The sequence below is a fragment of the uncultured Roseobacter sp. genome (assembly GCF_947492555.1).
Taxonomy (GTDB): domain Bacteria; phylum Pseudomonadota; class Alphaproteobacteria; order Rhodobacterales; family Rhodobacteraceae; genus Roseobacter.
Genome location: NZ_CANLNE010000003.1, coordinates 544791 through 556166, shown reverse-complemented (window position 1 = coordinate 556166; position 11376 = coordinate 544791). Strand labels below are relative to the sequence as shown.

Here is an 11376-nt window from a genome sequence, read left to right as displayed (position 1 = left end):
ACCTGCATGTCAGCGCCCGTTGTCACCCGTTTCGCGCCCTCTCCAACCGGTTTTCTGCACATTGGGGGCGCGCGCACGGCGCTCTTTAACTGGCTTTACGCGCGGGGACGCGGCGGTAAATTCCTGCTGCGGATCGAGGATACGGATCGTGCCCGCTCCACCCCCGAAGCCACCGCCGCCATCCTGCAGGGCATGGCGTGGCTGGGCCTCGATCACGATGGCGAGATCGTCAGCCAGTTCGAAAACGCGCCCCGTCACGCCGCCGTGGCCGAGGAATTGCTGGCCGCTGGCAAAGCCTACAAATGCTTTGCCACACAGGAAGACATCACCGCCTTTCGTGAAGCCGCGCGGGCCGAAGGCAAAAGCACGCTCTACCGTTCTCCCTGGCGCGATGCGGACCCAAGCACCCATCCCGATGCGCCCTATGTGATCCGGATCAAGGCACCGCAATCCGGCGAAACCGTGATCCGGGACCGCGTGCAGGGCGATGTGACGATCCGCAACGACCAACTCGATGACATGGTGCTGTTACGTTCCGATGGCACGCCCGTCTACATGCTGGCGGTTGTTGTCGATGACCATGATATGGGCGTGACTCATGTGATCCGGGGGGATGACCACCTCAACAATGCCGCGCGCCAGATGATGATCTATGAGGCGATGGGCTGGGACGTGCCGGTCTGGGCGCATATCCCGCTGATCCACGGGCCCGATGGCAAGAAACTGTCGAAACGCCACGGCGCATTGGGCGCGCAGGAATATCAGGCGATGGGCTATCCGGCGGCGGGCATGCGCAACTACCTCGCCCGGCTGGGGTGGAGCCACGGCGATGACGAATTTTTTACCGATGCGCAGGCCCGCGACTGGTTCGATCTGGACGGAATCGGCAAAAGCCCGGCGCGGTTTGACCTGAAAAAGCTCGAAAACCTGTCGGGCCAGCATATCGCGCAGTCCGACGATGCCGCATTGCAGCAGGAAACTCACGAGTACCTGGCGTCCGCGGGGGAAGCCGCTTTGACACCTCACCAAGCCGAGATGCTGTCGCGCGCCATGTACTGCGTGAAAGAGCGCGCGAAGACCTTACCCGAACTCCTTGATAAAGCACACTTTGCGTTAACCTCCCGTCCTGTAGAACCGGATGAGAAAGCCGCCAAGAACCTTGATACGGTATCCCGTGGTATACTCAAGGATTTGACGCCGCAGTTGCAAACTGATAGCTGGGACAGAGAAAATCTGGAGGGCCTCCTGAACGCTTTTGCGGCAAGCAAGGACACCAAGTTCGGGAAACTGGCCGGGCCCCTGCGCGCAGCGCTTGCAGGCCGGGCGGTCACACCTTCGGTATTCGACATGATGCTGGTTCTGGGCCAAGAAGAGACCCTCGCCCGTTTGACAGATGCAGCTGAAGACGCCGGGTAATACCCTGCGCAAGGAATTGGCCCGATGCGCCCTGCATCAAGAGCCGGATGGCGGGTGCGCCCGCGAGCAAGACAGGAAGGACGTCCCATGGCCGAAAGCACAAAATCTGCAAAGCTGAGCATTGACGGCAAGGAGTATGATCTGCCGATCTTTTCCCCGACGGCCGGGCCGGACGTGGTTGATATCCGCAAACTCTATGCTCAGGCCGGGGTGTTCACCTATGATCCCGGTTTCACCTCGACCGCAAGCTGCGACAGCACAATCACCTTCATCGATGGTGACAAGGGCGAGTTGCTGCACCGGGGCTACCCCATCGATCAGCTGGCCGGCATGTCGCATTATCTGGAGGTCTGCTATCTGATGCTCTACGGCGAGCTTCCCTCGCCCGCACAACTGGAGGATTTCGAGAGCCGTGTGACCAATCACACCATGCTGCACGAGCAGATGATGAATTTCTTCCGCGGCTTCCGTCGGGATGCGCACCCCATGGCCGTGATGGTCGGCGTGGTCGGCGCGATGTCCGCCTTCTATCACGACAGCACCGACATCGCCGATCCATGGCAGCGCGAGGTCGCCTCGATCCGCCTGATCGCCAAGATGCCGACGATTGCCGCGATGGCTTATAAGTACACAATCGGCCAGCCCTTCGTGTATCCGCGCAATGATCTGGATTATGCCTCCAACTTCCTGCGCATGTGCTTTGCCGTGCCTGCCGAAGACTACGAGGTCAATCCGATCCTCAGCCGTGCGATGGACCGTATCTTTACCCTGCACGCGGACCATGAGCAGAACGCCTCCACCTCCACGGTGCGTCTGGCGTCCTCTTCAGGCGCGAACCCCTTTGCCTGTATCGCCGCTGGTATCGCCTGCCTCTGGGGCCCGGCGCATGGCGGTGCAAACCAGGCCTGCCTGGAGATGCTGAACGAGATCGGGACCGTGGACCGTATCCCCGAATTCATCGCCCGCGCCAAGGACAAGAATGACCCCTTCCGCCTGATGGGCTTTGGTCACCGGGTTTACAAGAACTTCGACCCCCGCGCCAAGGTGATGAAGCAATCCGCTGACGAGGTGCTTGACCTGTTGGGCGTTGAAAACAACCCGATCCTGCAGGTCGCCAAGGAGCTGGAAGCCGCAGCACTTGCCGACCCGTATTTTGCGGAGAAAAAGCTCTTCCCGAATGTGGATTTCTATTCCGGCATCATCCTTGAGGCGATGGGCTTCCCCACCTCCATGTTCACGCCGATCTTTGCGCTGAGCCGCACGGTCGGTTGGATTTCCCAGTGGAAAGAGATGATCGCAGATCCGCAGAACAAGATTGGTCGCCCGCGCCAGCTTTACCTTGGCGAGACCTCGCGCAACTACATCGACATCGAAAACCGCTGACAAACCGCCCTGCGTCGGCATGTGCCGGCGCGGGGCCCCGCAACAGGCGAATCACCCGAGAGTGCCCTTGTGGACAAAGCGCCCTTTCTGCTGAGATTACCGATATTTGCGGCGCGGACTGTCTCTTAATCCCTCAGCGAAATGTGTTCGAAATGTGTCATTGTTTCGGACCCCTGCATAATAAACCGCATTTCTTGACCATTTGGATCACGACCCTTTAGGTAAAGGCGTCGGGTGCGCAGACCGACCCGTCGATCCCTGCCATATTGCGGTAGGATTTCGAAGGACGAGGTTTTCTGCGCCAGTTGAATTGGGTTACGCGGGGTTGGGTGCGTCAGGCACCCGCATGTGCAGGGCGCATCATCGCGGAATGGTATTGTTGCGAGGCGCGGATGACACGACAGATGGACGGCTCTTATCAGAAAAGTACCCCTCTGGCGCGGCGGATGCCGGTGACCACGGGTCCCGCCAGCGGACTCGAAGGGGCGATTATCCCCGACGTCGCCGAGGATGAGGACAAGATCGCCGTGGTTTACGACAAGGGCGAGACACCGCCCACCATCACCATCACCGACGTTTCAGGTGGGGTGCAGACCGTGCATGCAAACGGCGTGGCCGTGGCCATTGTTGCCTGTGCCGATGGTCCGCGGCTGACTGTGGACGATGTATTGCTTGTGGAACGTTTCGTGACCGCCAGGGACTGACCCTAGCGGCCTTCGAACTGGGCGGGGCGTTTTTCGGTGAAGGCCAGAACGCCCTCTTTGAAATCCCTTGATTTGCCGCAGTGGCCCTGCTGTTTGGCCTCCAGCGTCAGCTGGTCTTCCATCGAATTGTCCCAGCTACCCCGGATGACCTTCTTGATCGCCGCATAGGCCGCCGTTGGACCTTGCGCCAGATGCGCCGCACGGGCCTTCCAATGCGCGTCAAATTCCGCATCCGGCACCGCTTCCCAGATCATGCCCCAGTCATCAGCCTGCCGGGCGGTGATCTTATCGGCAAAAAGGGCGGCCCCCATGGCCTTGGCCATGCCCATGGTGCGCGGCATGACATAGGTGCCACCCGCATCCGGGATCAGGCCAATGCGGGCGAAAGCCTGCAGGAAATAGGCGCTCTCCGCCGCAATCACCACATCGGCCGCCAGCGCAAGGTTGGCCCCTGCCCCCGCCGCCGGGCCGTTCACTGCCGCAATCGTAGGCACCGGGCATTCGGTAATCGCATGCAGCATCGGCTGGTATTCATCGCGCAGAGTGCGTTCCAGATCGAGATTGGCGGCACTGACCCGGTCACCCAGATCCTGACCAGAACAAAAGGCCTTGCCCGCACCGGTGATCACCACCACACGCGCGGTCTTGCCCGCCTCGGACACCGCATAGGCGATCTCCGCCCGCATCTGCGTGCTGAGCGCATTCATCTTCTCAACCCGGTTCAGGGTGATCGTGGCCACGCCATCCTGCAGCGTGTAGATCAACGTCTGGTAGTCCATGTGGCTTCCTTTTCTTACCGCGCTCACCCGTCATACCAAACTGACCGGTTCAGAAAAGAGCAACGAGGCGTCAATCTTTCAGGATTTCGCGCAGGCGCGCCTCTTCATCCTCCGACAGGGCTGCTTCCTGCGGCGCCTTGGCATGGGATCGCCCGCGCAGATATCCATAGCCGACGCCCAGAGCCAGCAGCAGCATGGCCGGCCCCGCCGCCCACAAGAGCCAGGTCGACCCGCTGGCCCGCGGTGACATCAGGACAAATTCGCCGTAGCGGGCCACGAAGAAATCAAACACCTCCGCGTCACTGGCACCGTCGGTGATCAGCTCGCGCACGGTGCGGCGGGCGTCCTCGGCCCAGTTGGCGTTCGAAAAGGCCACCGATTCCGACTGGCACACCACACAGCGCAGGGCATGATCAATCGTACGGGCCCGCGCCTCCAACACCGGGTCATCCAGTGCCGTGGACGGGTCCAGCGCCCAGAGCGGGCTGGCCAGCAGCAGCAGGATCAACGCGAGGCGGATCATTCCGCAGGCACCGGAACAGCGCCCTTGCGTGCCCCCGCGGCAACGCGGAACCGCCGATCCGAAAGGCTCAGCAATCCGCCCAGGGCCATCAGGCCGGAGCCGATCCAGATCCAGTTGGTCATCGGCTTGATGTAGGTCCGCACCGCCCATCCACCGTCGTTCTGACGGTCGCCGATCACCACGTAGACGTCGCGCGCCAGATCATAGTCAATCGCCGCCTCGGTGGTGGGCATCTGGGCCACCGGGTAGATGCGTTTTTCAGGGCGCAGCTGTGCAATCTCGCGCCCGTCCTGCGCCAGCGTGATGAACCCCGTGGTGGCGAGGTAATTCGGCCCCTCACTGTTCACCACATCATCCAGCGTGATCGTGTAGCGCCCGATGCTGTAAGGTTCGCCGAATTGCGCGACGCGGATGTCCTCCTGCTGCCACGCCATCAGGCCCGACACACCCATCATCGTAATGCCAAGACCGGCATGGGCAACCATCTTGCCCCAATCCGCGCGGGGCAAGCGCATCAAGCGGCCCAGGCGCCCGGACCCACGTCCGGTGCGTTGCGCCAGATCGACGATCGTACCCATCACAACCCAGGCCGCGAGAAACATGCCGATGGGCCCCAGCAAAGTCCGCCCGGACTGCATCGCATAAGCCAAACCGCCAACCGCCAGAGCCAGCACGAAGACGTAGCGCAAGGGGCGCATGGCCCGCATGATCCGCGCCCGTTTCCACGGCATGGCCGAGCCGATGGGCAGGATCAGCCCCAGCACGAGCATGAAAGGCGAAAACGCCATGTTGAAGAAGGGCGGACCGACGCTCAGTTTGCGGTCAAAGAACATCTCCGCCACCAGCGGCCACATCGTGCCCACGAAAACCACGAAACAGGCCACGGCGAGCAGCAGGTTATTGGCGAGCAGCGCGCTTTCGCGGCTGACAAGACCAAAGACGCCCTTGGCCTCCATTGTGCTGGCGCGCAGCGCAAAGAGGATGAGCGCGCCGCCCATGAAGAACCCCATGATCATCAGGATGAAGACACCGCGTTCGGGATCATTGGCAAAGGCGTGCACGGAGGTCAGCAGGCCCGACCGCACGATGAAGGTGCCGATGAGCGAGAAGCCAAAGGCGAGAATGGCCAGCAGGATCGTCCAACTCTTCAGCGCCTCGCGTTTTTCCACCACAATGGCGGAATGAAGCAGGGCCGCAGCCAGCAGCCAGGGCATGAAGGAGGCATTTTCAACCGGGTCCCAGAACCAGAAGCCGCCCCAGCCGAGCTCGTAATACGCCCACCAGGAGCCCAGAGCGATGCCGATTGTCAAGAAAATCCAGGCCGCCAGCGTCCAGGGCCGGACCCAGCGGCCCCAGGCTGCATCGACGCGGCCTTCGATCAGCGCGCCGACGGCAAAACTGAACGCCATGCTCAAGCCGACGTAACCGAGATAGAGAAACGGTGGATGGAACGCGAGGCCCGGATCCTGCAGCAGCGGGTTCAGGTCCTGCCCGTCGAAGGGCGGCACCGCCAGCCGCAAAAACGGGTTCGACGTGAAGAGGATAAAGGCGAAAAACGCTACCCCGATGGCGGATTGCACCGCCAGTACCCGCGCCCGCAGGGTCGGTGGCAGGTTGCCCCCGAACCACGCGGCCATCGCGCCAAAGAGCGTCACGATCAGCACCCAGAGCAGCATGGAGCCTTCGTGGTTTCCCCATGTGCCGCTGATCTTGTAGATCATCGGCTTGGCCGAGTGGCTGTTCAGCGTGACCAGACGCAGGCTGAAGTCAGAGGTGATGAACGCATACATCAGCGCGGCGAAAGAAAAGGCCGTCAGCAGAAATTGCGCGGAGGCCGCGGGTTCCGCCACCGCCATCCACGCGGGCCAGCGCTTGTGCGCGCCGACCAGAGGTACCACCATCTGAACAATGGCCACCAGGAAGGCCAGGATCAGCGCGAAATGTCCAAACTCTGTGATCATGTCCCCGAGTATACGGGGCCACGCAGAGGCTTCCAATGACAATCGCGCCAGTCAGGGCGATCACTTTGTCGCGGCTGGACCTTTCCGGGCGCGCCAGTCGACAAGAGCGGAGTTGTCATCCGGCAGGACCGACAGGCTCGCCAGGCGCGCATCATGACCGGTATCGGCAAGACCCGGCGAAGTGGGCCGCAACGCGCGGAGTGCGGAGAGATTTTCGACCACCTTTGGCGCCAGCGACATGGTTTGCGCAATAGACCGTTGGAATTGCTGGCTTTTGACCTGATGCCGCGCGCCGAAGTAGAAGGACACAACCACCCCCAGCAGCCACCACAAAGGTTCCGGCACCAGCGCGATACCCTGCATGCGCGCGGAAAACCAGATCGGGTCAATCATCGCCGCAAGGAAAAGCCCCAAGGTTCCCAAGGCCAGCGCCGGCCGTGGTATCCGGTTGACGCCATCCATCACCTGATCGAACCAGCCTTGTTTGGAGGCCTCGAATTCGCGGGCGAACTGTTTCATCGCCTCAAGGCGCAGCTCCTGCGACCGTTCGGCACCTTCTTCGGTGTTCTCCCGAAACACCTCCGCGGTCTCCAGTATCACGTTGCGATCATTTCCAAAAATGATGTTGAGAAGTCCCGAGATCAGACCCATCCTGCCACCCTTTGCTTAAATTGCTGCTCTGTCATGTGATATTGCCGGGAGATGAACTCCTCGGCCCGCTTGATCCAGCCACCCTTGCCGCCGGCACGTGTGCGGGCATATTTTCGGCTGGCGACACGTCTGTCCGCGACGCGAAAATAGTAGTTCCGCCGGGCAATTCCGTAGGCGTCGGCCAGATGATTTGGCGCGTCAAGATAGGCCGCCTGCGCCGCCGCAATGCTCTTTGGCCCGAGAATGCCGTCCACGGCGATCTTGTGCCCCATATCGCGCAACAGCCGCTGCAGGATTTTCACCGCATTGGCGCCCGCGTTGACATACATGTCAAAGACCGAGGCTTGCAGCACTGGCGGCAGCAAAGCGATCAGCGGCTTCTCGAAGTAGTGTTTTTCGAAGATTTCAATCGCATGCTCCCGGGTCAGCGCGCGCACATCGGAGATCGTCACCGCCCCGTCCCGGTCCAGATCGATGCCCAGGGCCCGCATTGTATGGATCGTCACGCCATAATTGGTGGCCCCGCCCGGGTCGTCGGGGTCGTTCACGAAGCCCCCTTCGCGTGCGACGATTTCCGTCGCGATCTCTCTGACCGTTTGCATAATGACTGCCCTCCGCTCGCATCACGTCGCGGCGGATAAAGTCAATTAATGGTAAACATGGGCTAACGGTGCGTTCTTAACCACCGTACGGTGCTAACCGTTCGGGTCCTGGTAGACCCCTTGCTCCTTTAGCGCGTCCACGACCTCTGCAGGCATGTAGGTCTCGTCATGTTTTGCAAGGATTTCATGGGCTTCAAAGACACCGTCAATGTAGCGCCCGGTGCCGACCATCCCCTGATTTTCCTCGAAAAGATCAGGCAAAACGCCAGTGTAGGTCACCGGGACAACGGCGCCACCATCGGTCACGCTAAAGCGGATTGTCTCGCCCTGTCCGCGCACGATGGAACCTTCCTCGACCAGCCCGCCAATGCGAAAGACCTCAGATGGTCCCGGGGGTTCGGCCACGATCTGGCTGGGCGCGCGGAAGAAGTTGATGCCATCGCGCATCGCATAACCGATCAGCGCCGTCGAGAGCGACAAGGCCACCACCGCCACGGCGATGACCTGAATACGGCGCTGTTTCTTGAGACTTTTCATCGATCCTCACGGGAAAAGCGGGGCCATCATCAGCCCTGCGGTCTCCTCAACATCTAACATCAGGTTGGCATTTTGCAACGCCTGCCCGCTGCTACCTTTTGTCAGGTTATCAAGCGCACCAATGATGATCGCCCGGCCGTCAATGCGATCCGCTGCAACGCCGATATGGCAGAAATTGGAGCCACGGACATGGTGCGTGCTGGGCGTTTCGCCAAAGGGCAGCACCTCGATGAAGGGCTCGTTCTTATAAGCATCCACCAGCGCCTGATGGATCGCATCTGCAGAACCTTTCACATAGGCGGTCGCCAGAATGCCGCGATTGGCCGGAATCAGATGGGGCGTGAACTGTACCTTGACCGGCCTGCCTGCCAGGGCGCTGAATTCCTGATCGAATTCACCCAAATGCCGATGCGTCCCGCCCACGGCGTACCCATGGTAGCCTTCGGACAATTCGGCATGCAGCAGATTTTCCTTCAGGCTCCGCCCGGCCCCGGACACGGCGCATTTGAGGTCGAGGATGATCTCGTCGAGGTCGATCAACCCGGTCTGGATCAGGGGGCGCAACACAAACTGCCCGGTCGCCGCATTGCACCCGGTGCCAGCAACCAGCCGCGCCGATTTGATTTCGGTGCGGTAGAACTCGGTCAACCCATAGACCGCCTCCTTTTGATGCTCTACCGCGGCGTGTTCGTTTCCGTACCACTGCTGATAGGCCTCCGGGTTCCGCAGACGGAAATCCGCACTCAGATCGACGATTTTCAGGTCGGCAGGCAATTTGGCGATCACTTCCTGGCTGGTCTTATGCGGCAGAGCGCAAAAGCACAGATCGATGTTTGCAAAGTCGATGTCACCTATTTGCAAAAGCGTGGGAAGGTCCAGATGGCGTAGATGCGGGAACACCTGCGCCATGGACTGCCCGGCTTTGGAATGCGCGCCAAGCGCGGTGATGTTCAGATGAGGATGCTCGGCGATCAGCCGAATGAGTTCTGCGCCCGTGTAGCCAGAGGCGCCAAGGATGGCGATGGAATAGGTCATGGAAGGTCCGTCTCGATAGAGTTGAAATGCTCAGGCAGATTGAAAGGTGATCTGTCGTCGCAAAAACTGTGTCGCCCGGTCGCTCACACGGCGCGGATCGCCGGTGGTCAGGAAATCGCTGCCGCTTGCCCCCGCCATATCGGCATGACGGGTCAGATAATCCGCCAGGCTCTCTGCAACCAGTGTCGCCTGACTGAATACCCGCACATTCTCGCCAAGGGCATCCTGAAAGATGTCCTGCAGCAACGGGTAATGCGTGCAGCCCAGAATGGCCGCATCCGGCTCCGGCATCTTGCGCTTGAGCGCGTCGACGTGGCTGCGCACCAGCGCCTCCGCCAGGATCATATCGCCATCCTCTATGGCATCGACAACGCCACCGCAGGCCTGCGCCTCCACATCCACGCCAATCGCCCGAAACGCCAGTTCCCGCTGAAACGCGCGGCTGGCAACGGTGGCGGGTGTGGCGAACAAGGCGACATGTTTGACGTCCACTTCGCGCGGCGGGGAATTGTCCCCCCACTGCCGTTCGGTCATCGCCTCGATCAGCGGCACGAAAACGCCCAGCACCCGCTTGTCCTCGGGCACCCAGGATTCCTGCATCCGACGCAACGCTGCGGCCGATGCCGTGTTACAGGCGAGAATCACCAGATCACACCCCGCCTCGAAAAGCCGCGAGACTGCCGTACAGGTCAGCTCATAGATGTCATCGGCCGTACGTACCCCGTAAGGCGCATGGGCACTGTCCGCCAGATAGACAAAGGGTACCTCAGGCAGACGCTTCTGCGCTGCCTCCAGAACGGTTAACCCGCCCAATCCGCTATCAAAAATACCAACAGCCATGCGTCCGGTGCCTTTGTGGCACCCGCTCAGGACCGGTGCCGCTCTTCGAATTCATAACCCAGATCAAATCGTTTATCCGGGTCCGTGGAAAGCTCATACGTTGCTTTGCGCAGGAAATCCATCATCGCTTTGCCGTCTTTCGCCAAAGGGTCGAGCACATCGCGCCCAATGGGCTGCCCAACGGCAATGCGGACGGGCGTGTCCACGCGTTTTCGGAACTCCTTGATCAGCAATCCCATGCGCAGCGTGGAATGCATGTGACTGGCGATCTGAAACAGGCGGCTGGTGTGCCCGTCAAAGTAAACCGGCAGGACCGTGGCACCGGATTTGCCGATCATGCGCGCGGTAAAGCTGCGCCAGCCCGGGTCCATGGGTCGCGAAAACGGGCGCGCGGCGGTGCTGACCGTGCCGCCCGGAAAGATACCAATCGCCCCCCCATCGCGCAGATAGTCGAGCGCCGTTTTCCGGGTGGCAATGTTGAGCGCCAGCGCGTCCTTGGTGGTCTCGAAACTGATCGGCAGGATGACACGGTTCAGATCCTCGGCCTTACGGAACACCGAATTGGCCAGAATGCGGAAATCGCCCCGCGTCCGCGCCAGAATATGGCCCATCATCAACCCGTCGAGGATGCCGTAAGGGTGGTTCGCGATCAGGACCAGCGGTCCGCTGCGCGGAATGTTATCCAGCGACCCCGACACGACATCGAGGGAGAGACCATAGCGGTCCACCATAACATCAAAGAAATCGCGGCCCCTCGCGACCTCACGTTCATACCCGCGGGCCCGTTTAATGAGACGCAGACGACCGGTGCTGTTCTCCATTACGCGGATCAGGGCACGGCCACCTTTGGTTTCGGCGGAGTATGAATAGCTGATATCCCGCGTGATGTTGCGGCGCATCCCTTTGGCTCCGTGCATAGTCGGTCTGGCCAAACCCTAGCTTTGG

General features: G+C 60.9%; 12 protein-coding genes. 3 read left to right on the top strand and 9 right to left on the bottom strand.

The genetic code is table 11. The features are described 5' to 3' along the window. Positions 1-6 precede the first annotated feature (6 nt). The 3 genes from gltX to Q1A07_RS15830 all read left to right on the top strand — a co-directional run bounded on the left by gltX (position 7) and on the right by Q1A07_RS15830 (position 3503). The gene (gene gltX / locus Q1A07_RS15840; RefSeq protein ID WP_299783006.1) at positions 7-1416 is read left to right on the top strand and encodes a glutamate--tRNA ligase; all 1410 of its coding nucleotides are present in this window, start codon (positions 7-9) and stop codon (positions 1414-1416) included. A gap of 87 nt (positions 1417-1503) precedes the next feature. Next, positions 1504-2799 (top strand): citrate synthase, encoded by a 1296-nt coding sequence (gene gltA, locus Q1A07_RS15835; RefSeq protein WP_299783005.1) that lies wholly within the window; start codon positions 1504-1506, stop codon positions 2797-2799. A 392-nt stretch (positions 2800-3191) separates the two neighbouring features. Then, complete coding sequence (locus Q1A07_RS15830; protein ID WP_299783004.1) at positions 3192-3503, top strand: hypothetical protein; 312 nt, start codon at positions 3192-3194, stop codon at positions 3501-3503. Positions 3504-3505: 2 nt separating this feature from the next. On the opposite strand, the gene Q1A07_RS15825 is transcribed toward Q1A07_RS15830, so the two are convergent. The 9 genes from Q1A07_RS15825 to Q1A07_RS15785 form a co-directional block, all read right to left on the bottom strand. Then, complete coding sequence (locus Q1A07_RS15825) at positions 3506-4282, bottom strand: enoyl-CoA hydratase-related protein (RefSeq protein WP_299783003.1); 777 nt, start codon at positions 4280-4282, stop codon at positions 3506-3508. A 70-nt stretch (positions 4283-4352) separates the two neighbouring features. Next, a complete protein-coding gene (locus tag Q1A07_RS15820) occupies positions 4353-4805 on the bottom strand; it encodes a cytochrome c-type biogenesis protein (RefSeq protein WP_299783002.1) in 453 nt (150 codons plus the stop codon). Continuing rightward, entirely contained in the window at positions 4802-6766 is a 1965-nt protein-coding gene (locus Q1A07_RS15815; protein WP_299783001.1) for a heme lyase CcmF/NrfE family subunit, read from the bottom strand. The genes Q1A07_RS15820 and Q1A07_RS15815 overlap by 4 nt, the downstream gene beginning before the upstream one ends. A gap of 60 nt (positions 6767-6826) precedes the next feature. Further along, positions 6827-7417 (bottom strand): holin family protein, encoded by a 591-nt coding sequence (locus Q1A07_RS15810; RefSeq protein WP_299783000.1) that lies wholly within the window; start codon positions 7415-7417, stop codon positions 6827-6829. After that, positions 7408-8019 carry a holin-associated N-acetylmuramidase gene (locus Q1A07_RS15805; RefSeq protein WP_299782999.1) on the bottom strand — a complete coding sequence of 204 codons (612 nt, stop codon included), beginning with the start codon at positions 8017-8019 and terminating at the stop codon, positions 7408-7410. Before Q1A07_RS15805 ends, Q1A07_RS15810 begins: the two co-directional genes overlap by 10 nt. Before the next feature lie 93 nt (positions 8020-8112). After that, positions 8113-8556: a cytochrome c maturation protein CcmE gene (gene ccmE, locus Q1A07_RS15800; RefSeq protein WP_299782998.1), complete on the bottom strand. Its 444-nt coding sequence runs from the start codon at positions 8554-8556 to the stop codon at positions 8113-8115. 6 nt (positions 8557-8562) lie between these two features. Next, positions 8563-9591 (bottom strand): N-acetyl-gamma-glutamyl-phosphate reductase, encoded by a 1029-nt coding sequence (argC, locus tag Q1A07_RS15795; RefSeq protein WP_299782997.1) that lies wholly within the window; start codon positions 9589-9591, stop codon positions 8563-8565. A gap of 30 nt (positions 9592-9621) precedes the next feature. Continuing rightward, positions 9622-10431, bottom strand: a complete 810-nt coding sequence (gene murI / locus Q1A07_RS15790) for a glutamate racemase (RefSeq protein WP_299782996.1) — start codon at positions 10429-10431, stop codon at positions 9622-9624. A gap of 26 nt (positions 10432-10457) precedes the next feature. Next, the gene (locus Q1A07_RS15785) at positions 10458-11330 is read right to left on the bottom strand and encodes a lysophospholipid acyltransferase family protein (RefSeq protein WP_299782995.1); all 873 of its coding nucleotides are present in this window, start codon (positions 11328-11330) and stop codon (positions 10458-10460) included. Positions 11331-11376 lie beyond the last annotated feature (46 nt).

What these genes read in the sequence shown, in the direction of transcription:
- gltX (WP_299783006.1), top strand. Translation starts at nt 7, where the DNA reads ATGTCAGCGCCCGTTGTCACCCGTTTCGCGCCCTCTCCAACCGGTTTT.
- gltA (WP_299783005.1), top strand. Translation starts at nt 1,504, where the DNA reads ATGGCCGAAAGCACAAAATCTGCAAAGCTGAGCATTGACGGCAAGGAG.
- Q1A07_RS15830 (WP_299783004.1), top strand. Translation starts at nt 3,192, where the DNA reads ATGACACGACAGATGGACGGCTCTTATCAGAAAAGTACCCCTCTGGCG.
- Q1A07_RS15825 (WP_299783003.1), bottom strand. Translation starts at nt 4,282, where the DNA reads ATGGACTACCAGACGTTGATCTACACGCTGCAGGATGGCGTGGCCACG.
- Q1A07_RS15820 (WP_299783002.1), bottom strand. Translation starts at nt 4,805, where the DNA reads ATGATCCGCCTCGCGTTGATCCTGCTGCTGCTGGCCAGCCCGCTCTGG.
- Q1A07_RS15815 (WP_299783001.1), bottom strand. Translation starts at nt 6,766, where the DNA reads ATGATCACAGAGTTTGGACATTTCGCGCTGATCCTGGCCTTCCTGGTG.
- Q1A07_RS15810 (WP_299783000.1), bottom strand. Translation starts at nt 7,417, where the DNA reads ATGGGTCTGATCTCGGGACTTCTCAACATCATTTTTGGAAATGATCGC.
- Q1A07_RS15805 (WP_299782999.1), bottom strand. Translation starts at nt 8,019, where the DNA reads ATGCAAACGGTCAGAGAGATCGCGACGGAAATCGTCGCACGCGAAGGG.
- ccmE (WP_299782998.1), bottom strand. Translation starts at nt 8,556, where the DNA reads ATGAAAAGTCTCAAGAAACAGCGCCGTATTCAGGTCATCGCCGTGGCG.
- argC (WP_299782997.1), bottom strand. Translation starts at nt 9,591, where the DNA reads ATGACCTATTCCATCGCCATCCTTGGCGCCTCTGGCTACACGGGCGCA.
- murI (WP_299782996.1), bottom strand. Translation starts at nt 10,431, where the DNA reads ATGGCTGTTGGTATTTTTGATAGCGGATTGGGCGGGTTAACCGTTCTG.
- Q1A07_RS15785 (WP_299782995.1), bottom strand. Translation starts at nt 11,330, where the DNA reads ATGCGCCGCAACATCACGCGGGATATCAGCTATTCATACTCCGCCGAA.